The 23659-nt window shown below is 42.5% G+C and carries 19 protein-coding genes; 14 read left to right on the top strand and 5 right to left on the bottom strand.

Going from position 1 to position 23659, the window contains the following annotated elements; all coding sequences use genetic code 11:
- The first annotated feature begins 213 nt into the window (after positions 1-213).
- Positions 214-804 (top strand): DUF502 domain-containing protein, encoded by a 591-nt coding sequence (locus BLR37_RS14065; protein WP_090769604.1) that lies wholly within the window; start codon positions 214-216, stop codon positions 802-804.
- Positions 805-816: 12 nt separating this feature from the next.
- On the top strand, positions 817-1161 hold the full coding sequence (gene arsC, locus BLR37_RS14060; protein WP_090769602.1) for an arsenate reductase (glutaredoxin): 345 nt from the start codon (positions 817-819) through the stop codon (positions 1159-1161).
- A gap of 63 nt (positions 1162-1224) precedes the next feature.
- Here the strand turns inward: arsC and BLR37_RS14055 are convergent, their stop codons facing one another.
- From BLR37_RS14055 to BLR37_RS14040, 4 genes are all read right to left on the bottom strand, one after another.
- Complete coding sequence (locus BLR37_RS14055; protein ID WP_090769600.1) at positions 1225-1719, bottom strand: hypothetical protein; 495 nt, start codon at positions 1717-1719, stop codon at positions 1225-1227.
- Positions 1720-1743: 24 nt separating this feature from the next.
- Complete coding sequence (locus BLR37_RS14050) at positions 1744-2247, bottom strand: hypothetical protein (RefSeq protein WP_090769598.1); 504 nt, start codon at positions 2245-2247, stop codon at positions 1744-1746.
- Positions 2248-2593: 346 nt separating this feature from the next.
- The gene (locus BLR37_RS14045) at positions 2594-3301 is read right to left on the bottom strand and encodes an LOG family protein (RefSeq protein WP_029278019.1); all 708 of its coding nucleotides are present in this window, start codon (positions 3299-3301) and stop codon (positions 2594-2596) included.
- 18 nt (positions 3302-3319) lie between these two features.
- Entirely contained in the window at positions 3320-4828 is a 1509-nt protein-coding gene (locus tag BLR37_RS14040) for a sodium:solute symporter (protein WP_090769596.1), read from the bottom strand.
- Positions 4829-5126: 298 nt separating this feature from the next.
- On the opposite strand from BLR37_RS14040, the gene recR reads away from it, so the two are divergent.
- The 3 genes from recR to BLR37_RS14025 all read left to right on the top strand — a co-directional run bounded on the left by recR (position 5127) and on the right by BLR37_RS14025 (position 7692).
- Positions 5127-5744, top strand: a complete 618-nt coding sequence (gene recR / locus BLR37_RS14035) for a recombination mediator RecR (RefSeq protein WP_039481556.1) — start codon at positions 5127-5129, stop codon at positions 5742-5744.
- A gap of 152 nt (positions 5745-5896) precedes the next feature.
- The gene (locus tag BLR37_RS14030; RefSeq protein WP_090769595.1) at positions 5897-6715 is read left to right on the top strand and encodes an SDR family oxidoreductase; all 819 of its coding nucleotides are present in this window, start codon (positions 5897-5899) and stop codon (positions 6713-6715) included.
- 146 nt (positions 6716-6861) lie between these two features.
- Positions 6862-7692 (top strand): alpha/beta hydrolase, encoded by an 831-nt coding sequence (locus BLR37_RS14025; RefSeq protein ID WP_090769593.1) that lies wholly within the window; start codon positions 6862-6864, stop codon positions 7690-7692.
- A gap of 290 nt (positions 7693-7982) precedes the next feature.
- On the opposite strand, the gene BLR37_RS14020 is transcribed toward BLR37_RS14025, so the two are convergent.
- A complete protein-coding gene (locus BLR37_RS14020; protein ID WP_090769591.1) occupies positions 7983-8924 on the bottom strand; it encodes an ion channel in 942 nt (313 codons plus the stop codon).
- Between the two features lie 442 nt (positions 8925-9366).
- On the opposite strand from BLR37_RS14020, the gene trpD reads away from it, so the two are divergent.
- The 9 genes from trpD (at position 9367) to BLR37_RS13965 (ending at position 21388) form a co-directional block, all read left to right on the top strand.
- The gene (trpD, locus tag BLR37_RS14010) at positions 9367-10356 is read left to right on the top strand and encodes an anthranilate phosphoribosyltransferase (protein ID WP_090769588.1); all 990 of its coding nucleotides are present in this window, start codon (positions 9367-9369) and stop codon (positions 10354-10356) included.
- On the top strand, positions 10350-10997 hold the full coding sequence (locus tag BLR37_RS14005) for a phosphoribosylanthranilate isomerase (protein WP_244154665.1): 648 nt from the start codon (positions 10350-10352) through the stop codon (positions 10995-10997). The genes trpD and BLR37_RS14005 overlap by 7 nt, the downstream gene beginning before the upstream one ends.
- Positions 10998-11008: 11 nt before the next feature.
- The gene (gene trpB / locus BLR37_RS14000) at positions 11009-12190 is read left to right on the top strand and encodes a tryptophan synthase subunit beta (protein WP_090769586.1); all 1182 of its coding nucleotides are present in this window, start codon (positions 11009-11011) and stop codon (positions 12188-12190) included.
- A 107-nt stretch (positions 12191-12297) separates the two neighbouring features.
- Complete coding sequence (gene trpA, locus BLR37_RS13995) at positions 12298-13065, top strand: tryptophan synthase subunit alpha (protein WP_090769584.1); 768 nt, start codon at positions 12298-12300, stop codon at positions 13063-13065.
- A gap of 344 nt (positions 13066-13409) precedes the next feature.
- The gene (locus BLR37_RS13990; protein ID WP_090769582.1) at positions 13410-14051 is read left to right on the top strand and encodes an NAD(P)-dependent oxidoreductase; all 642 of its coding nucleotides are present in this window, start codon (positions 13410-13412) and stop codon (positions 14049-14051) included.
- Between the two features lie 841 nt (positions 14052-14892).
- The gene (locus BLR37_RS13980) at positions 14893-15498 is read left to right on the top strand and encodes a TetR/AcrR family transcriptional regulator (RefSeq protein WP_090769578.1); all 606 of its coding nucleotides are present in this window, start codon (positions 14893-14895) and stop codon (positions 15496-15498) included.
- Positions 15499-15570: 72 nt separating this feature from the next.
- Positions 15571-16773, top strand: coding sequence for an efflux RND transporter periplasmic adaptor subunit (locus tag BLR37_RS13975; protein WP_090769576.1), 1203 nt, complete (start codon positions 15571-15573; stop codon positions 16771-16773).
- A gap of 21 nt (positions 16774-16794) precedes the next feature.
- The gene (locus BLR37_RS13970; protein WP_090769574.1) at positions 16795-19992 is read left to right on the top strand and encodes an efflux RND transporter permease subunit; all 3198 of its coding nucleotides are present in this window, start codon (positions 16795-16797) and stop codon (positions 19990-19992) included.
- Entirely contained in the window at positions 19979-21388 is a 1410-nt protein-coding gene (locus BLR37_RS13965) for an efflux transporter outer membrane subunit (RefSeq protein WP_090770075.1), read from the top strand. The genes BLR37_RS13970 and BLR37_RS13965 overlap by 14 nt, the downstream gene beginning before the upstream one ends.
- Positions 21389-23659 lie beyond the last annotated feature (2271 nt).

The following is a 23659-nucleotide window of genomic DNA, read 5'->3' as shown; positions in this document are numbered from 1 at the left end:
CACAAATGAACCAATGATTATTCTTTATCGTCCACGTTTGTAACGTGGATGGCTGAGAAAAGCGATTGTATCGCTGTATTTAGGAGCTGCATTATTCAATTTCGATAGTTTATTTCGGTCGGTGGGGCACCAAACGATAGGGTATGACAATGGGTTTTACTAATGAACCCATGGCGAATGAACTATTGAACTAAAAAATGTTATTTTTGCACCATGAACAAAGTAGGGAAAGCCATTTTAAACTATCTGATTAAAGGATTATTAATTGTGGTACCCATTGCCGTAAGTATTTTTATTGTAGTTTGGGCGGTTACCACCGTAGATAGCTGGTTAAACGTAAAGAATGTATTTGGCGTTAATCCAATTACAGGCGAAAGCAGGAATATTCCCGGACTGGGCTTGCTTACTGTTGTAACCATTATTCTGCTGGCAGGTATTTTTGTAACCAATTTGGTTACCGAACCCATGTACAACTGGTTTCAGCGGATGATGCACCGTCTGCCTCTACTTAATTTCATCTACTCCTCTATAAAAGATTTAACTGAAGCCTTTGTTGGCGACGAAAAGAAGTTTAACCACCCGGTACTGGTTGAAGTAGAGGGCGGTTTAAAAAAGATTGGTTTTTTAACGCAGAACGATTTACATAAACTGGATTTACCCGATGAAGTTGCGGTTTATTTTCCGCTTTCCTATTCATTTGCCGGTCAGTTGTGTATTGTACAGCGCAATAAGGTTACCGATTTAAAAATGACTGCTGCCGATGCCATGAAACTGGTGGTGAGTGGTGGTGTAAGCGGACTATAAACAACATTCGAAATGATTACCATTTATCACAATAACAGGTGTAGCAAAAGCCGTTGCGCTTTGCAGGAGCTCGAAAAAAGTGGAAAAGAATTTGAAGTAGTTTATTATCTCGATACACCACCAAACGTAGCCGAACTCACGGCTATTGTAGCCAAACTGGGCATTAAACCTTTAGCACTCATCAGAAAAGGGGAGCAGGTTTTTATCGATAACTATAAAGGTAAAACCCTAACTGATGCCGAATGGATTGAAGCGATGGTTAAACACCCGATTCTTATCGAACGACCAATTGTAATTTCAGGTGATCAGGCCGTTATTGCCCGCCCGACAGAAAAAATACAGGAGATTTTAGGGTAGCTTACGAAGTCTGAAGGAGGACGAACGAAGGAAAGACTTCGTAAGTTTTAGCCCGGCAGTTAGCTAAAAAATATTCCTAAAGCCAATCAGAAAGATCACCAGAAGTATTAGCCCAAACAATATCCTCGAATAATACTCGCGGATAAAAAGCCCCGTGAGTACCAGCATATCATCATCAACACTGCTGTGAATATTGCCATTTCCGGCTGATGCACTGAACAGGATCTGTTTATCTTTAAGGTTATTCAGCGACCATCGACTTAGCCAGCTATTCTGGTAACGCCAGTCGAAAGTTTCGCCAGATGCAAATACAATCTTCGCCTTAAAACCCAGCCAATCGTAGGTAATCGTAGCTAAAGTTTCGTTTTGGTTGTTTACAATGCGGGTTTCGGGTTTAGCAAAGCCTTCGCTTTTTAACAAATAAATACCCGTCTGGGTAGTGGCAATTGCAGAGTTTTGCCAGGAACTAAAATTCATCGAAAATTTCAGTTGCTGCTGATCAAATACCTGATAGCTGCTATCAAATAAACCTTTTCTCCAAAATAATACCTGTTCCATCGCACAAAAGGGTTAAATTAACAATTAATGATGACGCAATGTTGTTGTTGTGATAATCGGAACGATACAGGCAATAACAAAAACTGCACGTTTGTTGTAGACCTGTTTAATAAATAAACCAGCTATTATCAATAATTTATTATCAGTGTCAGAAGAGATTGCGCCACTGTTGCTGCTTGAAGTATACATGATGTGCTCATCTTTGTAATTACTCACCGTCCATTGCGATTTCCATACCCCAGTTGATTTCCATTCGTACTGCTCGCCGGTGTTTAAACTGATTAGCGCTTTCGATTTCCAGCTGTCGTAAGTAATTATAGCAAGCACCTCGTTGGTTTTTTTATCAATTACCTTAGTTCTTGATTGCCAAAATCCTTCGCTCGCAAATTGATAGTTCTTATCTTCAAACATACTTTCGGCATTGCTCGTCCACATTCCAAAAGTAATAGCCCCTTTTTGGAGCCCATCTACAAACAAATGAAAGTTTCCGCTAAACCAATCGCTTTTCCAGTTGATAAATTTCGACATCTTAATTGCGTTTATTTTTAGATGGCACTTCCTTTCAGATGTTACATAAAAAAAGTGCTTATTGTTTGTAAGCACTTTTTTCAGTTACCAGTTATCAATTTGCAATTATCAGTTTGCAATTATCAGATGGATTTGGCTATTAACTATCAACCATTGACTAATTTACAGTTTGCAACTTACAGTTAACCGATTTAAACAATTAACCAGTTAACCAGTTTCAGTTGACAGTTTTCAGTTGACCAATTTAAACAATTAACCGATTAGCCAGTTTCAGTTACCAGTTTTCATTTGACAGTTAACCGATTTAAACAATTAACCAGTTAACCATACCAATGAATCTCTTGCACTAGAAATTCGGCTTCAATACATACTTATCGTAGAAACGGAAAATATGCTCGGCGGCTTCTTCTGCGGTATCAACCAGGCGGAAAAGGTTTAAGTCTTCTTCGTGGATATTGTGCTCTTTCTGTAGCATAGTGCCTTTAATCCAGTCAATTAATCCGCCCCAATAATCTACACCCACCAGTACAATCGGGAAACGGGCAATTTTACCGGTCTGAATTAAGGTTAAGGCTTCGAAAAGCTCATCCATGGTGCCAAAGCCACCCGGTAAAACCACAAACCCTTGACTGTATTTCATAAACATTACCTTGCGCACGAAGAAGTAATCGAACTCCAGTAATTTATTGTGATCGATATATTTATTGTGGAATTGCTCGAAAGGCAACTCAATGTTTAGACCTACCGATTTACCTCCGTTGGTATGCGCACCTTTATTACCGGCTTCCATAATACCAGGGCCACCACCTGTAATTACCCCGTAACCACGATCGGTTAATAACTTGCCGCATTGCTCAGCCAGTTGGTAGTAGCGGTGGGTTTGGGCGGTACGGGCCGACCCATAAATGGTAACACAAGGACCGATTTTAGCCAGTTTCTCAAAACCATCAACAAACTCGGCCATAATTTTAAAAATCTGCCAGGAATCGGTTACTTTAATTTCCTGCCAGTCTTTGTTCTCAAAAGCACTTCTGATTTTTTCTTCACTCGTCATATACTGTAATGCTAAATATTAAAATCTGGTTTGGGCATCAGTCTTTTTGCTGATGAACAACAAACCTATAAATGTGATTAAACCGTTAATTAAAATCAGTTCAACACTAAAAACATATCCGCCCAATAATGCGGCCGAATTGCTTGCAAGCAAGTAACATAAAAAAGGCGATAATATGCAAACTATCGGCACTAATTTATCGTGAAGGCCGCGTTTTTTTACAAACAATCCAAAACTGTATAAGCCTAATAGCGGGCCGTATGTATAAGAGGCGATGGTAAAAATTAAACTCACTACTGATGAGCTGTTCAATGCGTTAATCACAATAATCACCAGAAACATTAAAACTGAAAAGGCTACATGCACAGTGTGGCGCTTTTTAACGGCACTTTTTTCATCGATATCTTTAGCTTTATCCATACCTAAAAAGTCGACACAGAAAGAAGTGGTTAGTGCTGTCAAGGCCGAATCGGTTGTAGCAAAAGTAGCTGCTGTTAAGCCCAGCATAAAAATAATGGCCGGAACAGAACCCAGGTTATTCAATGCAATTTCCGGAAACAATAAATCGGTACGTGGTTTACCTGTAAGGTGATCTAAAGGAATATCGATGCCGTTTTTTGCAGCGAAAATGTATAATAACGCACCTACACTTAAAAAGAAAACATTTAAGATTACAAATACACCGGTAAAGGTGAACATGTTTTTCTGGGCTTCTTTAATGGTGCTCATACTCAGGTTTTTCTGCATCAGATCCTGATCAAGGCCAGTCATGGCGATGGTTACGAAAATACCACCGATAAATTGTTTACTGAAATAGAACTTGTTGGTAAGGAAATCATCGAGAAAGAATATTTTAGAATAGCTGCTGTTTTTAACGGTTTCAAAGGCCTGTGGAATGCTGAAATCGAGACTGTTGCAGATGAAATAAATGGTTAAGAAAACCGATAAAACCAGGAAAAACGTTTGCAGGGTATCGGTAATAATAATGGTTTTTAAGCCGCCTTTAAAAGTGTACGACCAGATTAAGGCTAAAGAAATTAAAACCGTTAACCAAAACGGAATGCCATAATTGTCGAATATAAAGCGCTGTAATACAATTACAACCAGATACAAGCGTGTTGCCGACCCAAGTGTTCTGCTTAATAAAAAAATGGACGCAGCGGTTTTATAACTATAGTGGCCCAACCGCTTTTCAATATAACTATAAATGGAAGTTAAATTCATCCGGTAGTACAGCGGCAGTAAAACCGTGGCAATAATGATAAAGCCAACTGCATTACCCAATACAAACTGAAAATACTGAAACTGGTTTCCGCCGGGGGCACCAACCTCTCCGGGTACCGAAATAAAAGTTACCCCCGAAAGTGCCGTTCCAATCATTCCAAAGGCCACCAGGTACCATTTAGAGTTTCTGTTGGCAACGAAGAAAGTATTATTGTCTGACGATTTTTGAGAGGTTACAAAGGAAATAATAATCAATAGCAGGAAGTAGCCAATTAAAAAACACAAGAGGATGGTTGGTGACATAGTTTTGTTTTAAGCTGATAAATGTAAAGAAAACTATTAAATGAAGCAATACATCAAGTCCGAAGTCAGCAGTCCGAAGTCCGGAGTTTAAAAACCTGAGACAAAATGTATTTAATGACCAATATTCAATAACCAATGACCAATTATCATTTTAAACCGGAATATTGGCTATCAACCATCAACTAATAATCAATTTTCAGTTACCAATTATCAGTTAGGTTGTGGCTATTACTATAAACCATTGAACTAATGAACCAATGACTAATGAACTAATAAACCTTTTCCCTATTTTTGTACTATGAATTTTTCATCCAAACTACTCGAGGATGCAGTAAACGAATTTTCGAAACTGCCTGGTGTAGGACAAAAAACCGCTTTACGCCTGGTATTACATCTTTTAAGCAAAGAACAGGAGGAGGTAAACCAGTTTGGCAATACATTTATTAAACTTAAACAACAGATTAAACACTGTACAACTTGCCATAATATTTCTGATTATGCGGTGTGCGAAATCTGCACCTCTCACAAACGCGATAAAGAAACCATTTGTGTGGTAGAAGATACGCGTGACGTAATGGCCATTGAAAACACGGGACAATATTTTGGTGTTTATCATGTTTTGGGTGGTTTAATTTCCCCGATGGATGGGATAGGACCTTCTGATTTATTTATTGATGGTCTAGTTAACCGTGTTGCTGCTGGAGGTATTAAAGAAATTATTTTAGCATTAAGTCCCAATATGGAAGGCGATACCACTTTATTTTACCTCTATAAAAGACTGAAAGAATTTAATGTGCCGGTTACTACTATTGCGCGCGGAATTGCTTTTGGTGGCGAACTCGAATATGCCGATGAAATTACCCTGGGCCGTTCGATTGTTACCCGTGTACCTTACGAAACTGCGATGATGAAATAAACTAGTACTGAGTATCAAGTAGTAAGTATCAGGTAGCAAGACTTGTTTAAATGCGAACTACTCCATACTTGCTACTCGATACCCCATACTTGCTACTCTATACTTGATACCCGATACTCCATACTCACTACTTATACTCACCAACAACATACATGAACTTAAAAGATAAAGTAATCATCATTACAGGCGCATCAAGCGGAATTGGAAAAGCCTGTGCCGAAGAATTTGCCAAGCGTGGTGCCAATTTAGTTTTAGCTGCCCGCCAATATGTTACCCTTTGTGAAATTACCGCCGATTTAGAAAAAAAATATAACATCAGGGCGGTAGCCGTACAAGCCGATGTGAGTAAAGAAGCTGATTGCGAATTGATTATTAAACAAACGCTCGTTTCTTTTCAAAAAATTGATATTCTGGTTAATAACGCCGGTTTATCGATGCGCGCTTTGTTTAACGATCTGGATTTATCCGTGCTGAAAAACCTGATGGACGTGAATTTCTGGGGAACAGTGTATTGCACCAAATATGCCTTACCCGAAATCTTAAAAACCAAAGGAACAGTGGTAGGCGTATCATCCATTGCGGGTTACCGGGGCTTACCGGGCCGTACAGGTTATTCGGCTTCTAAGTTTGCCATGAATGGTTTTATGGAGTCGTTGCGTACAGAGTTGCTTAAAACAGGTGTAAATGTAATGGTAGCCTGCCCCGGCTTTACGGCTTCGAACATTCGTGTAACTGCCTTGTCAAAAGATGGTGCGGCTCACGGCGAAACCAGTATGGATGAAGGTAAAATGATGTCGTCAGAAGAGGTAGCCAGCATTATTGCCGATGGTATTGAACAGCGTAAACGCACTCTGGTAATGACCAGACAGGGAAAACTGGCCGTATTGATGAATAAACTCTTTCCGGCTTTTGTAGATAAAAAGGTTTTTGATTTGTTTGCAAAAGAGAAGAACCCGCTGATTAAAGGGTAAATGAGGTTAGCGGTTAGGGTTTGGCGGTTTTAATAAAAATCTTGTACTTGATACCTGATACTTGCATCTCAATACCTGATACCCCTCAAGAAATCCACCCTTACAACAATTTCGTTTATTTACACTAGCGATGCTAAATCCTGATTATGTATAAATCCCTTGTTTTATTAATGCTTTTGTTCCAGACTATACTCGCTTCGGCTCAGGTTAAAAAGGTAAAAAATATAAATTACGCAGGCAATACCGATGAAGCCAATACACTGAACATTTTTTACAAAAACGATAGCATCAAGAGTAAGCCGGTATTGGTTTTTATTCATGGGGGCTCCTGGAGTAGCGGTAAGAAAGAAACTTACTGGTGGCTGGGCCGTAATTTTGCCCGTAAGGGAGTAGTTACGGTTATTATCAATTACCCCCTGGCGCCCAGTGTGCAGTACGAAAAAATGGCCGATGATTGCGCATTAGCCGTCAAATGGGTTAAAGCACATATGGCTGATTATTCTGCAAGTCCCGATAAGATTTTTGTAATGGGCCATTCGGCAGGCGGGCACCTGGCTGAACTGATTAACGCTGATCCTAAATATTTTAAACAGGTAGGAATAGCGAACCCGATCAAAGGGTTAATCCTTAACGATCCTTTTGGGCTGGATATGCACGAATATTTAAGCACTGCAGAAAAGGATCATTATTATTTCGATTTCATCAGAACCTTTACCGAACAGGCTGAGGTTTGGAAAACCGCTTCACCGATGGAATATGTAAACGAGATTAAAAACCCACACCTGCTTTTTTATGGTGCTAAAACTTATGGTGCCATTAAACTGCAAACACCAAAACTTTACGAAATACTAAAAGCCAACGGCGTTGCGGTTGAGCTGAAAGAAATTAAAGGCAAAAGCCACGTACCAATGATTAGCCAGATGATTTTTGGTGGCAACCAGTTGTATGAGGATATTTTGAGTTTTATAAACCATTAAAAATTTCCCATCCTGCGGACACCTCTATGAGAGGGGGGGATTGTGAGCCACGGTACTGCTGTTTATTGCACTAACCAACCCGTCTAAACCCGACTGTAGCAGAAATCCTTTTTGCTTGTAGTAACGTTGAATACGAAGTGTTTGTTGCCGATGAAAACAGTTCCTTCATGCTTTAGAAGACCGTGGTGCAAAAAGATTGTAGCGTAAGGCGGGACTGCTGGGACCGACTAGCTATGCAATTGCTTTTCAAAAAAATAAAATGTTGTTTTGGCTGTTGTCAGGATAATCGGTTAAACCGTTCGCGTAACCTCGTCCAGTTTACTGTAATCCATTACCATTTTACCGGCCTCGTTATGGTAATACATTTTCTCAAAGCGTGCATCCATTTCAATTTCTTCGTCCTGGTAACTGGTACGCGTATGGATGGTTTGGGCAAAAGTATCATCAAAAGCCTTTAGCATCACAAACACCTCAACTTCTGCCAGTTGCAATTCGATCAGTGATTTTTCAAACAAAGGACTATCTTCCGTAATAGGATGCACCAGCGTCCAGTTTAAGGAAAGGATACTGATTTTATCGCGCTCCAGATGAAGCGGGTAAAAACGCCTTACCTGTTTATCGTCAACCAGTTCATTGTACGACATCACCATTTGTACTTCCACTTCAATGAGCTGGTTGCGGCGTAAATTAACTAGTCTGCACATTAAACCATGGCCATCCTGGTAAGGTGCAATGACCATTTTTTTGCTGAAACTAACTTTTGAAGTAGGGCGGCTAAAACGTCCATACAATAAACCTGTGGCGAGGGCAAAGGCCAGTAAGCCGAGCATACTCTCGAAAGCAGCCAGCACACTGGTAATAAAGCCTTGCGGGGAAATGTGTCCATACCCAACGGTAGAGATGGTTTGGGCCGAAAAGAAAAAGGCATCGAAAAACTGATCGCGCAGCGTAATGCCATTTGCGCCAACTAAATTTTCGATCCCGATGAGGTTATAAAGTATGGCAAATAAAGTGTTGACCAGCAGGTAAGCCACCAGAATAACCAGAAAGAAACGGGGCCAGCTCATGGTAACCAGGCGTGTGTAGGTATCATCGAACTTAAACCAGGGCAGGCCGGTACGCTCAATATTGGCTGAGCCATCGGGGTTAAGCATGCGCTGATTTTTGGCTACGGGATTGGATCCGAAACCGAAATCATCGTTAAACTGTACTTTTCTTTTAAAAAAGGCCATATATTTTCAGAAAGATTTTGGAATATTAAAAAAGTATATCAATATTTGCTTTATACAAACATGATAATTAAAAACTTAAATAACAATTGGTGGTGGCATAACGAAATTCGTTAGGCATTTCTATTGTTATATATTTTAAAATATTTTATACACAACGAAGAGGATTGCCCAAAAAGCAATCCTCTTTTTTTTCGACCTTCCCCTCCAAAGGAGGGGTGTCCGCAGGACGGGGTGGTTAATAAAAAAAGTAAATGGTTTGTGCAGACACGAACTATGGAAATGAACCACAGATAAAAATGATAAACACAGATAAATCTGTGTTATCTGTGGCAAAAAGAATAGGCAAACGGAGTTTAAATAAATGGTTCGTGCGGACACGAACCGCAATAAAAATAAATAAATGGTTTGTGGAGACACAAACCATTGCGATTGAGCAATAAACATGAAAAAGATATTAAACCATTTATTTGAGAACAAAAGCTTTAGCAGGGAAGAGGCTAAAAACATCTTAATTTCCATTTCGGAAGGTGCTTTTAATTCCTCGCAAATTGCAGCTTTTATTACGGCCTATGCCATGCGCAATATCACGGTGCAGGAGTTGCAGGGCTTTAGAGATGCCATGCTGGATATGTGCGTAAAGGTAGACCTTTCGGCTTACGAACTGATTGACCTTTGCGGTACCGGTGGCGATGGCAAAGACACCTTTAATATTTCTACCTTATCATCGTTTGTGGTGGCGGGAGCAGGTCATCATGTTGCCAAACATGGCAACTACGGAGTTTCTTCGGGTTGTGGCTCATCAAACGTGATGGAATACCTGGGCTATAGCTTTACCAACGATGAAGCTACCTTAAAGCGTAATTTAGATTCAGCAGGTATTTGCTTTTTGCATGCGCCGCTTTTTAATCCGGCCATGAAAATTGTAGCGCCAATAAGAAAAGAACTGGGCGTAAAAACCTTTTTCAATATGCTGGGACCAATGGTTAACCCGGGGCAGCCCAAACACCAGATGGTAGGCGTATTTAGCCTGGAGCTGGCCCGCCTGTACGCTTATTTATATCAGGATACCGATAAAAATTATACCATTGTGCATGCACTGGAGGGCTACGATGAGGTTTCGCTTACCTGTGATGTGAAAACCTTTAGCAACAAAGGTGAGCAGATTTTAACCCTCGAGGATATGGGCTTCGAAAAAGTGGATGTAAATGCCATTAAAGGAGGCGATACGGTAGAATCATCGGCTAAAATATTTATGGATGTACTGAATGGCGAGGCCACAGATGTGCAGAATAACGTGGTACTTTGCAATTCGGCATTGGCCATCCGGACGATAAAACCAGAACTGTCGTTTGCCGATTGTTATTACGAAGCAGAAGAATCGCTGATGAGCAAAAAAGCGTTACACAGTTTTAAACAATTACTGGCATGCTAAAATTAAAGGTTTGCGGTATGCGTTTGGCCGCTAATATTGCTGCGGTTGCCGGGCTACAACCCGATTATCTGGGCTTTATCTTTTATGAAAAATCTCCGAGAGCCATCAGCGATGTTTCGGCAGAATTAATCAAATACATTCCTGCTGAAATTAAAACTGTAGGCGTGTTTGTAAATGAAGACATTGAAACCGTAAAAGAGAAAATAAGCTCCTTAAAGTTAAAAGCCGTTCAGCTGCATGGGAGCGAAACGCCTGAATATTGTGCCGAACTAAAATCAGACTTTCCTAATTTAGAAGTGATTAAAGCCTTTGGAATAGATGAAGATTTCGATTTTTCGGCTTTGGAAGCTTACTTAGCTACGACAGATTATTTTCTGTTCGATACCAAAACGAAGGCACATGGCGGATCGGGCAAAACCTTTAATTGGTCTGTTTTAGACCGATATACTTACACTAAACCCTACTTTTTAAGCGGTGGAATTGATTTGGAACATACCACTGCTATTAAAAATATAAACGACGACCGTTTATATGCCCTGGACATTAACAGCCGGTTCGAAACGGAACCAGGCCTGAAGGATGCTGAAAAAATTAAAGAATTTATAAAAGAAATCATTACCCCTGGTTTCAATCAGGGGTAAAAACAAAAGATATGAAATACAAAGTAAACGAAAAAGGATATTACGGAGATTTTGGAGGCGCGTACATCCCCGAGATGCTTTATCCGAATGTAGAAGAACTGCGTCAGAATTATTTAAAGATTATTGCTGATCCTGATTTCCAAAAGGAGTTTCATCAGCTGTTGAAAGATTATGTTGGCCGCCCTTCGCCATTGTATCTGGCTAAAAGGTATTCTGAAAAGTATGGCGCCAATATTTTCCTGAAAAGGGAAGATTTGAACCATACCGGAGCGCATAAAATTAACAATACCATCGGACAGATTTTACTGGCCGAGAAGCTGGGCAAAAAACGGATCATTGCCGAAACGGGCGCTGGTCAGCATGGTGTGGCTACAGCTACAGTTTGTGCGTTGCGCAACCTGGAGTGTGTAATTTACATGGGCGAGGTAGATATTGAGCGTCAGGCACCGAATGTGGCCCGTATGAAAATGCTGGGTGCAAAGGTAGTTCCGGCAAGTTCGGGTAGTAAAACTTTAAAGGACGCTACTAATGAGGCCATGCGCGACTGGATTAACAACCCTGTTGATACGCATTATATCATTGGTTCGGTAGTGGGACCGCACCCTTACCCTGATATGGTAGCCATTTTCCAGTCTATCATCTCAGAAGAAACTAAAAAACAACTGTTAGAGCAAACCGGCAGCGACCAACCCGATTACGTTCTGGCTTGTGTAGGTGGTGGTAGTAATGCCATGGGGATGTTTTATCACTTCATGGACGATGAAAATGTGAAACTCATCGCAGTAGAAGCTGCAGGTAAAGGGGTTTCGAGCGGATTCTCAGCTGCAACAACCTATCTGGGTAAAGAAGGCGTTTTACATGGTAGCCGGAGTATTTTAATGCAAACCGAAGATGGTCAGGTGGTAGAGCCGCATTCGGTTTCTGCCGGATTGGATTACCCTGGTATTGGTCCGCAACATGCGCATTTGTTTAAAACCGGTCGTGGCCAATATGTTTCCATTACTGACGATGAAAGTTTGGAAGCGGGTTTATTGTGCACCAAACTGGAAGGCATTATTCCGGCGATAGAAAGTGCACATGCATTGGCGTACCTGGAAAAAATGGAATTTAAAGGTGGCGAAAATGTAGTTGTTTGCTTATCCGGCCGCGGCGACAAGGATCTGGATACGTATATTAAATATTTTAACTTATAGATTTGAGACGATAGATATGAGATATGAGTAGGCGGGCTTTCCAGAGAGGAGCTAAGTCTAATATCTCAAGTCTCACATCTCAAGTCTCAGATCTCAAATCTCAGAAAATGAACAGAATCAAAAAACTCTTCCAGGAGAAGAAAAATATATTATCAATTTACTATACGGCTGGCTACCCTAATCTGGGCGATACCATTCAAATTGCCGAAGCTTTGCAAAAATCGGGTGCTGATATTCTCGAAATCGGCTTTCCGTATTCAGATCCTGTTGCCGATGGACCGGTAATTCAGGCCAGCAGCAAGCAATCTTTAGATCAGGGGATGACGCTTAAGGTGCTTTTCGAGCAGTTGAAAGACTTACGTAAAAATGTAACTATCCCGGTTTTATTGATGGGCTATGTGAACCCGGTTTTGCAGTTTGGTGTAGAAAACTTTTGTAAAGCCTGTGCCGAAGTAGGGGTAGATGGCTGCATTGTACCCGATTTGCCGATGGCAGAATATGAAGAATTTTACCAGGAATGCTTTGAAAAACACAACCTGAGCAATGTATTTCTGATTACCCCGCAAACCGCTGAAGAACGCATCCATAAAATTGACGGGCTAACCAACAGCTTTATTTACCTGCTTTCATCGTCGGCTACTACAGGTAAAAATTTAGAAGTGGGTAATACCACCGAAGCATATTTTGGCCGCATTAAAGCCCTGAACCTGAAAAACCCAACGATGATTGGTTTCGGGATCAGCGATAAACAGACTTTCGATAAAGCCTGTAGCTACGCCAATGGTGCTATTATAGGTACCGCTTTCGTTAAAGCCATTGCCGAAGGTAATTTAGAAGAAAGCGTAAGCAACTTCATGAAGAAGTTTAGGGATTAAATAATCTCAGATACTTCATTGCTAGGAGGTACGACGAAGCAATCTTACATGCTAGTGAGATTGCTTCGTAGGCAGAAAAAGCCTTCTCGCAATGACGATCACTCTTGCGGTTCGTCACCCTGAACTTCCGCCCGGCCGGTCGGACGGGTGTTTCAGGGTCTTTTATGCAAAGATAGATTTCTCCATTCCGTTGCACTTCAGTCGAAATGACGGAAAATTTCGTATATTAGTCTCATTAAAATCTCTTTATAAAATATTTCCGCGACAGAACCCTGTTCTGAATTGCCCTTATCATCCGATACAGGGGTAAAACATTATTTTCCAAATTTTATAAAGAGAACATCATGCAAGATTTAAAAATTGCTTTAATTGGTGCTACAGGTAAAGCTGGTACTTATATTTTAAAAGCGCTGCTGGCGCAAAACTTCCAGGTAAAAGCCTTGGTCAGAAATCCGGAAAAAATCAGGTTTAATCATTCAGCTTTAACGGTTACCACAGGCGATGTTGGCGATGGTGAGGTGGTGCAGGATCTTATCAATGGTTGCGATGTGGTAATCAGTGCGCTGGGTTTAGGTAATCCGGCGAGTGAGAAGACTATATTTACCCAGTCGACGGTAAACATTATTACTGCTATAGAAAGCTTGGGCTTAAAGCGCTATATCGCATTAACGGGCTTGAATGTAAATACGCCTTTAGATAACAAGGACGAAAAGACCCGCTTAGCTACCCAATGGATGTACGATCATTTTCCGGTGTCGACTGCCAACAGACAAAAGGAATATGACATCCTGACTGAAAGTAAGCTGGACTGGACGCTGATCCGTTTACCGTTGATTATGCAAACTGACGAACAAACATCAATTGGCATGGGGTTAATCAATTGTACCGGCGATCAGATTAATGCCGCTAATCTTGCGCAGTTTATTATGGATCAGTTAAGAGCAGTTGAGTTTGTAAGGCAGGCACCTTTTATCTGGAATAACTAAGTTATTTAACTACTAAGGCGCTAGGAACCAAAGAAATAATCACTTTGTATTCCGTTCTTTTTTACCATATAAGGCAGTTAAGCATAAATTAAGAACCAAGCTTACATGTATCTTATTTGTCTTATATGGTTCATTACTAATATTATATTTTACCACCTAAGACATGTAAGAACACCTGAGGTAAAATGCTTAGGTGGCCTAAGGTGTCTGAGGTGGTTATACACCATAATTTACCACCTAAGACATGTAAGAACACCTGAGGAGAAATGCTTGGGTGCCCTAAGTTGTCTGAGGTAGTTATACATCATAATATTACCACCTAAGACATGTAAAAACACCTGAGATAAAATGCTTAGGTGGCCTAAGGTGTCTGAGGTGGTGAGTAAATATACTATGAACAGATTGCTTCGGCCAATGAAAAATTGTCCTCGCAATGACGATCCCGGAGGTGTGGTTAGACAACAACAGGGGCTTTTAGTGGATGAGGGGAGCCTGGAAGTTTGAAAAACAGGCCCTGCAAACTAAACCTGACCGGAATGGAAAACACGCATCCCGGTTATTCGCCGGGAGCGGCTTTGTAATAAAGGGCAGGGCTGCACTGCCAAAAAGACCACTGTACTTGCTTTCCAAAATAAAAAAATGTCAGGTCTTGTCAGTAATGAAAAATAATGGTAAAAATATTCATCGGGATATTGGCACAATTGAAAAAGCTTGTTTCAACGCAGTGGAAGGCTATTTTAAGGCTGCGAATTTCTATTTGACAATTGCATGATGGTGAATTCTGGAATTGGTTCTACATTTGCTTAACGGTGTTAGATTATTTACACCTTATATTCCAGTCATGGGAAGCAAAGAAAGAATACTACGTTTAAAAGATGAAACCAGGACCAAAATTCTGGATGCTGCCTTGAACATTGTTCAAACAGAAGGCTGGCAGGCATTGAGTATGCGTAAAATTGCCGATCAGATCGAATATACTGCACCGATTATTTACGAATATTTTTCTAACAAAGAAGGCATCCTGCTCGAGTTAACCAGAAGAGGATACCTGATGCTGGCCAAAGACATTCGAGAAGCCCGCGACCAGCACGAAGCACCAGCCGACCAGATGGAAGCCATGTGGATTGCCTACTGGAACTTCGCCTTTGCGCATAAAGAATTTTATCAGTTGATGTACGGTGTGGATATGGTTTGTTGCACCGTTAAAAACTCGTTACCCGAAGCAGAAAATGTGGGCGGTATGCTGGGCGATGTAATTGAATCGTTATTCGATAAAAAGCCGGTATCGGAAGATGATATCTGTAGAAAGTACTACACCTATTGGTCGATTATACACGGTTTGATCTCCATCAACCTGGTACGCCCCGACGGCAGAACAACCAACGAGCTGAACCAGCAAATTTTAAAAGACGCTATTAAGGGAATTACCTTATCTATTAATAGTTAATTTTTTTTTACCCTGCTATTTAACACTGTTAAATAGTTTATACATCTTAAATCCATTATAATTTAAAATCATATGAAATCTCTACATCGTTTGTTTTTATTATTTAACACTGTTAAACGATTTACATTTGTTAAATATACTTTCGCTCTCGCTTTTGCGGCAATTGTATTGGCGAGTTGCAAATCGGCACCCCAGCAAGGTGCTGCTGCGCCACCACCACCCGTTTTACCGGTAAGTTCGGTTAACGGAGGTGCCGAAACGACCTATATCGAATATCCGGCATCTATACAAGGTGCTGTTGATATTGATGTACGCCCACAGGTAAGTGGTTATTTACAAAGTGTACTGGTTAACGAAGGTGCTTATGTTACTGCCGGTCAAACCCTTTTTAAAATTAACGAAAACCCTTACCGCGAGGCTTTAAACAATGCCAAAGCCAGTTTACATGCTGCTGAAGCTGCTATTTTAAATGCCCAGCTGGAGGTAGATAAGTTAACGCCATTGGTGCAAAACAAGGTTGTTTCTGATATTCAGTTAAAAACAGCTAAAACTGCCTACAAAATTGCACAAGCCAATGCCGAGCAGGCTAAAGCCAATGTAGCTTCGGCACAAATTAACCTGGGTTATACCAATGTGAAGGCTACCGTAAGCGGTTATATTGGCCGGATCCCGAAAAAACAAGGGAGTTTAGTATCTCCAACCGATCAGGTTGCTTTAACCCAGTTATCGGATATCCATGAAGTGCATGTGTATTTCTCGCTGGCCGAAAACGACTTCAACAGCTTTAACAACAATTACCCGGGCAATAGCCCTGCCGACAGGATTAAACACTTACCTGCAGTAGAACTGGTATTGGCCGATAATTCTACTTATCCGGTTAAAGGAAAAATAGATATGATTGATGGCCAGTTTGATAAAAACACGGGTGCCATTACGTTAAGGGCCAGTTTCCCGAATGCCAATGGCGTGCTGCGCTCGGGTAATACCGGTAAAATCCGTTTGGGTTTATTGCATAACGATGCCATCCTGGTACCGCAATCGGCTACGGTTGAAATGCAGGATAAAGTATTTGTGTTTACCCTTGGCGATAGCAGTAAGGTTAAAAAACAAGCCATTACCATTGTGGGTAAAGCCGGCGAAAATTACCTGATTAAAGAGGGGGTTAAAGTAGGCGACCAGATTGTGTTAAGCGGCATTGATAAGTTACAGGAGGGCATGGTGATCCAACCTCAAAAAGCAGCAGATAAAGTAGCTGTTGCTAATACAAAAAAATAAAAACAATAAACTTTAAAAGTCATGTTTCAGAAATTTATAAACAGGCCGGTACTTTCAACTGTTATTTCCATCTTATTGGTAATAGTTGGTATACTGGGCCTAACAAAGTTACCCTTAGAGCGGTTTCCGAATATCGCGCCTCCATCGGTATTGGTAACTGCTGTGTACCCGGGGGCTAATGCCGAAACAATATTACGTTCGGTTACTCCATCTTTGGAGGAAGCAATTAATGGTGTGGAAAACATGACCTACATGACTTCCTCTGCCAGTAACGATGGTACGCTGGCCATCACGGTTTACTTTCAGCAAGGTACCAACCCCGATCAGGCAGCGGTTAACGTGCAGAACCGGGTTTCGCAGGCTACGAGCCAGTTGCCTGCCGAGGTAGTACAATATGGTATTACCACTACGAAACAGCAAAACAGCTTTATTGGTGCAATAGGGGTGTACTCCGAAGATCCTAAAAAATACGATGCGGTTTTCGTTAACAACTATGCGCAGATTAATATCATCCCAGAAATTAAACGTATTCCGGGAGTAGGTTCTGCCAGTGTATTTGGGGGGATTAAAGATTATTCGATGCGGATCTGGTTAAACCCAAGTCAGCTGGCTACCTATAAGATTACCCCTAACGAAGTAATGCGTGCGATACAGGATAAAAACCTGGAAGCAGCGCCGGGCCGTTTGGGCGAACGCAGTAACGAGGCTTTTGAATATGTAATTAAATATAAAGGTAAGCTTACGAAACCTGAGGAGTACGAAAACATTGCCATCCGCTCTAATGCTGATGGTTCGATATTGCGCGTAAAAGATGTGGCCCGTGTTGAATTGGGTGCTTATAGCTACAGCAGTGTTAACCGTTTAAACGGTCGTGATGGGATTACGATTGGGGTAATTCAGTTATCAGGCTCTAATGCCAATGAAATCCAGATTGCGATTGATAAACTGATGGCCAAACTATCGAAAGATTTTCCTGCGGGAATTAAATTCAACCAGTTTTACCGTACTAAAACAGATCTTGATGAATCGATTAACCAGGTGGAACATACTTTGATTGAAGCCTTCTTACTGGTATTTATTGTAGTGTTTATCTTCCTTCAGGATTTCAGATCGACCTTAATTCCGGCTATTGCAGTACCGGTAGCCATTATTGGTACCTTCTTCTTTATGCAGCTGTTCGGTTTCTCAGTTAACCTGTTAACCCTGTTTGCCCTTGTACTGGCCATTGGTATTGTGGTAGATGATGCGATTGTGGTGGTAGAAGCGGTGCATGCCAAAATGGAAGAAAATCCCGGCATGAGCCCTAAGGTAGCCACTACCGAGGCCATGAACGAAATTACCGGGGCCATTATATCGATTACGCTGGTAATGGCGGCGGTATTTTTACCGGTAGGCTTTATGACAGGTTCTACAGGGATCTTTTACAAACAGTTTGCCTTAACCATGGCCATCGCCATTATTATCTCGGCGGTTAACGCTTTAACTTTAAGTCCGGCGCTGGCAGCTTTATTTTTGAAGAACAAACATGCCGAAGGCGATCACCATGCCCCTAAAAAAGGTTTTGTAGAGAAGTTTTATGCAGGCTTTAACGGTGGCTTTAACTACATGACCAACCGCTATATTGGCGGCTTAAAAGTACTTATCCGTAATAAATGGATCAGCATGGCTGGTTTGGCTATCATTATTGCAATTACGGTTTTACTGGTAAGCAGAACAAAAACCGGTTTTATCCCGACAGAGGATCAAGGCTTTGTGGCCATTGCGGTGGCTAGTCCTTCGGGAACTTCGTTAGCCAATACCAATAAAATATTGCAACAGGCCGAAAAAGAATTGCGTGCGATGCCATCGGCGAGGTTCGTGATGTCGCTGGCGGGTTATAACTTCTTAACGGCATCGAACAGTCCTTCGGCCGGACAGATTTTCTTATTGTTAAAACCGAATGAAGAAAGGGGAGCCGTAAAAAACATCGATGAAATCCAGAATATTGTAAGGGCTAAAATGGCCGCGATATCTGCGGGTACTTTCTTTGTATTCAGTTTCCCTACAGTGCCAGGCTTTAGTAACGTGGAAGCGATGAATGTGATGTTGCAGGATAAAACAAACGGCAGGCTGGATAAATTTAGTGGTGTAGCCAATAACTTTATCGCCAAATTAATGGCTAAACCAGCCATTGCCTTTGCCTTTACTTCTTACAAAGCCGATTATCCGCAGTTGCAACTGGATGTGAATAATGAAAAGGCCGATCAGCTGGGCGTAAGCGTAAAAGATATTTTGCAAACCATGCAAACTTATTTTGGTACGGCGCAGGCTTCGGATTTTAACCGCTTTGGTAAATACTACAGGGTAGTGGTGCAGGCCGATATTGCCGACAGGACCGATCCGGCGAGTATTGACCGTGTGTTTGTGAAAAACAAAGACGGTGAAAGTGTGCCAGTTAATACGCTGGTTAAATTAACCCGTGTGTATGGTTCTGAAACGGCTTCGCGTTATAACCTGTTTAACTCTATCGAGGTAAATGCCATCCCTAAACCGGGTTTCAGCTCGGGTGATGCGATTAAAGCAATTGAAGAAACGGCTAAAGAACAATTGCCAACAGGTTATGCCTACGAATTCTCGGGCCAAACCCGCGAGGAAATTTCTTCGGGTGGACAATCGACTGTGATCTTCCTGCTTTGTCTGGTATTTGTGTACTTCCTGTTATCGGCACAGTACGAAAGTTATATCCTGCCATTGGCGGTAATCCTTTCTATCCCTACCGGTGTATTTGGGGTGTTTGTGGTATTGGGCTTAACTGGTATCGAAAACAACATCTATGTACAGGTAGCACTGATTATGCTCATCGGGTTGCTGGCTAAAAATGCGATCCTGATTGTAGAGTTTGCGGTGCAGCGACGAAGGGCAGGGCTGAGCCTGTTCGATTCGGCAATAGAAGCCGCGCGTTTAAGGATCAGGCCAATTATCATGACTTCACTGGCCTTTGTGTTTGGTTTGTTCCCGATGAGTATTGCAACGGGTCCGTCGGCACAGGGTAACCACTCTATCAGTATCGGTGCTGCCGGAGGGATGGTATCTGGTGTGGTTTTAGGTTTATTTATCATCCCTGTACTTTTTGTCATCTTCCAGGCTTTACAGGAAAAACTATCTAAAAAAGAAAAAGCGGTTGTTCGTCACCATGAAGAACCGGTAAATAATAATCATGCAGTTTATGAAACGGTTTAATCTATATACCATCCTGCTCCTTGCTTTGGTGTGGAGCGGATGTTCGGTTTCTAAAGACCTGGCCCTGCCTGAAGGTTTGGCGCCTAAAATGTTTAGAAATGCAGTGCCCCAGGACTCATCAAGCGTTGGCGATATGCCGCTGAAGAGTTTTATTAATGACCTTACGGTACAAAACCTGATTGATACGGCGCTGGCCAAAAATTACGACATGCAAATTGCATTGAAAAATATCGATGCGGCCGAAGTGTTGTTTAAACAATCGAAACTGGGCAATATACCTGAGCTGAAGCTACAGGTAACGGCCAGTTCGAGTCGCCCGTCTGATAACAGTTTAAACGGATTGAGTTTAAACCAGTTTACAGGTTCTACGCATATTGAAGATTACAGTGCCAACCTGGGCCTGTTCTGGGAAGCCGATATCTGGGGTAAGATCCGCAACCAAAAAGCAGGTGCTTTAGCGAGTTTTTTACAAACTGCCGAAGCACGCAAAGCGGTACAAACGCGTTTGGTAGCCAATGTAGCACAAGGTTATTATAACTTGCTGATGCTGGATGCGCAACTGGAAATTGCCCGCAAAAACTTAAAGCTGAACGACAGCACGCTACGGATTATTAACCTGCAGTTTGACGCGGGTCAGGTAACTTCGCTGGCGATACAGCAGGCACAGGCACAACAGTTGGTTGCGGCACAGCTGGTACCGCGCCTGGAGCAAAATGTAGCTTTACAGGAAAATGCTTTAAGCGTACTGATTGGTACTTTGCCCAAAGCGATTAACCGTGCCAGTCGCTTAGATAAAATGAGTATCCCTGCTAATTTAAATGCAGGTTTCCCTTCGGCGATGTTGAGCCGCAGGCCGGATATTAAAAGTGCCGAACTCGCACTGGATGTAGCGAATGCTAAAGTAGGGGTGGCGAAAGCGAGTTTGTACCCTTCGCTTGTAATTACGGCGAGTGGTGGGGTTAACTCTTTTAAAGCAAGTAACTGGTTTAACGTGCCGGCTTCGTTGTTCGGTCTGGTATCGGGCGGTATTACACAACCTATTTTTCAACGCGGACAGCTGAAAGCGAATTTGGAACTGGCTAAGATAGACCGCGAGAAAACGGTGATTCAGTTTCGTCAGTCGGTTTTAAATGCGGTAGGCGAAGTTTCTGATGAACTTACTAAAGTTGAGAAACTGAAAGACCAGTATAGCATTGCTGAAAAAAGGGCACAAACGCTGCAACAGGCATCGCACAATGCGAGCTTGCTGTTTAAAAGTGGTATGGCCAACTATTTAGAGGTAATTACGGCACAAGGCAACCTGCTGCAAAGCGAACTGGAACTGGCAACGATTAAAGCGGAGCAGTTAAATGCAGTAGTGGGTTTGTATCGGTCGTTAGGGGGAGGATGGAATTAAGTTCTTTTTTTAACTGCTAAGGCATAAAAGCACAAAGAAACCTATAAGGTCGTAATGATCTTATAGGTTTTTTGTTTTATGAGGTGTTCTTCTTCTTGTCGTCATGCTGTCCCGATTCATCGGGATCAGCATCTCTTTACAGCTCGCGTCGATTCAGGGTGACGGCGGGTAGTGATCCCCTTCAACGATCCGTCATTCCCAACTTGATTGGGAATCTTAAAGCTATCGCTGCTTTCTTTCCCCTCGCACCGTCTTGCCTCGGTTAGCCACCGAACCGCTCTTACTTTTGGCTTGATCCAAAAGTAACAAAAGATCAAGGCCTGGATCTTTTCTTGTAAAAACCTACGAAAACCTTAATGGCGGCAGTTCCTAGGCGCTTACCCACGCCTTGCCCAATACACGCGCTTGTTCCTGCCTTGGGCAGTGGGGGCATGAATGGCAGTGCAGAGCTTTTCGTGCTTTTTCCTGCGAAAATCTCCTATGCCGGAGGGCAGGGTGCAGATAGCAGGGTGCAGAGGTTTTATACATTAGCTTGTCATCCTGAGCGTAGTCGAAGGACGTTCATTACTCCCTTCCGAGATCCGTCATTCCCAACTTGATTGGGAATCTTAAAGCTATAGCTGCTTTCAGCAGCTTTTATTTCTTCCGCTCACCGCCGCGGGGGCTCTTACCTTTTTCTTGATAAAAAGGTAACCAAAAATCAAGGCCTGGAGCCTTTCTTGTAAAAACCTACGAAAAGCTGAATGGCGGCAGTTCCTAGGCGCTTACCCATGCCTTCCCCAGTACACGCGCTTGGTCCTGCCTTGGGCAGTGGGGGCATGAAAGTAGGTGCAAAGTTTTTCGTGCTTTTTCCTGCAAAAATCTCCTATGCCGGAGGGCAGGATGCAGATAGCAGGGTGCAGAAAACCCCCAGTGCGCGTTCTCCCTCTTGTCGTCATGCTGAACACTTGCCAGGGCAGGTGGAGAGGGGTGGTTCAGCATCTCTTTATTGCTCGTGTCGGTTATGGAGAGACCCTGAAACAAATCCGATAGCTATCGGATCAGGGGGATGGACTAATGAATTGTACCTCTTAGTTTGTCATCCTGAGCGTAGTCGAAGGACGTTCATTACTCCCATCCACGATCCGTCATTGCGAAGCCGGGTTGTGCGAGCTGAAGCCTGCCTGCTGCAGGCAGGCAATCTGTTTAGAAGAATATTTCCAATACCTTAGCAAATCCGTCATTCCCGCGCAGGCGGGAATCTTAATGCTTTCGCTATCTATGCCGTATACACAGGCTTTCTTCCGCTCACCGCCGCGGGGGCTCTTACCTTTTTCTTGATAAAAAGGTAACCAAAAATCAAGGCCTGGAGCCTTTCTTGTAAAAACCTACGAAAACCTTAATGGCGGCAGTTTCCAGGCGCTTACCCACGCCTTGCCCAATACACGCGCTTGTTCCTGCCTTGGGCAGTGGGGGCATGAATGGCAGTGCAGAGCTTTTCGTGCTTTTTCCTGCGAAAATCTCCTATGCCGGAGGGCAGGGTGCAGATGGCAAGGTGCAGAGGTTTTATACATTAGCTTGTCATCCTGAGCGTAGTCGAAGGACGTTCATTACTCCCTTCCGAGATCCGTCATTCCCAACTTGATTGGGAATCTTAAAGCTATAGCTGCTTTCAGCAGCTTTTATTTCTTCCGCTCACCGCCGCGGGGGCTCTTACCTTTTTCTTGATAAAAAGGTAACCAAAAATCAAGGCTTGGATCTGATGTTGGATAAGCTAGTCGAAACTTTATTGGCAACAGCGGCTAGGAACGAAGAAAAATCGTTCTTGCCTCTGTTTTGGTTCTGTGGGGTATTGTGGGGCTGTGCATAAGTTTCAACAGCTTCTCCTGCCATCATCTCCTATGCCGGAGGGCAGGGTGCAGAAGATCCCGGTGCGCGTTCTCCCTCTTGTCGTCATGCTGAACACTTGCCAGGACAGGTGGAGAGGGGTGGTTCAGCATCTCTTTAAAGCTCGCGTGGGTTGTGGAGAGACCCTGAAACAAGTTCAGGGTGACGGTCGAGGGATGGATGGCGCTAGAAAGGAGCTGCATTATTCCCTTAGCAGATCCGTCATTCCCGCGCAGGCAGGAACCACGAAGTGCTCAGCGATGCTAATCTTAAAGCTCTTGTTGTTTTATTTCTCCTTGTCCCCGGCAAAAAGGGTGATAAGGTTTGCCTGAAGTATTGGTTCTATGCTTGCAGGCGTTAGTTCTATGCTTGCAGGTGTTAGTTCTATGCTTGCAGGTGTTAGTT

It is taken from the genome of Pedobacter soli (assembly GCF_900101435.1).
Lineage (GTDB): Bacteria > Bacteroidota > Bacteroidia > Sphingobacteriales > Sphingobacteriaceae > Pedobacter > Pedobacter soli.
The sequence above is the reverse complement of the archived record's forward strand: the minus strand, read 5'-3'. Positions and strand labels throughout refer to the sequence as shown.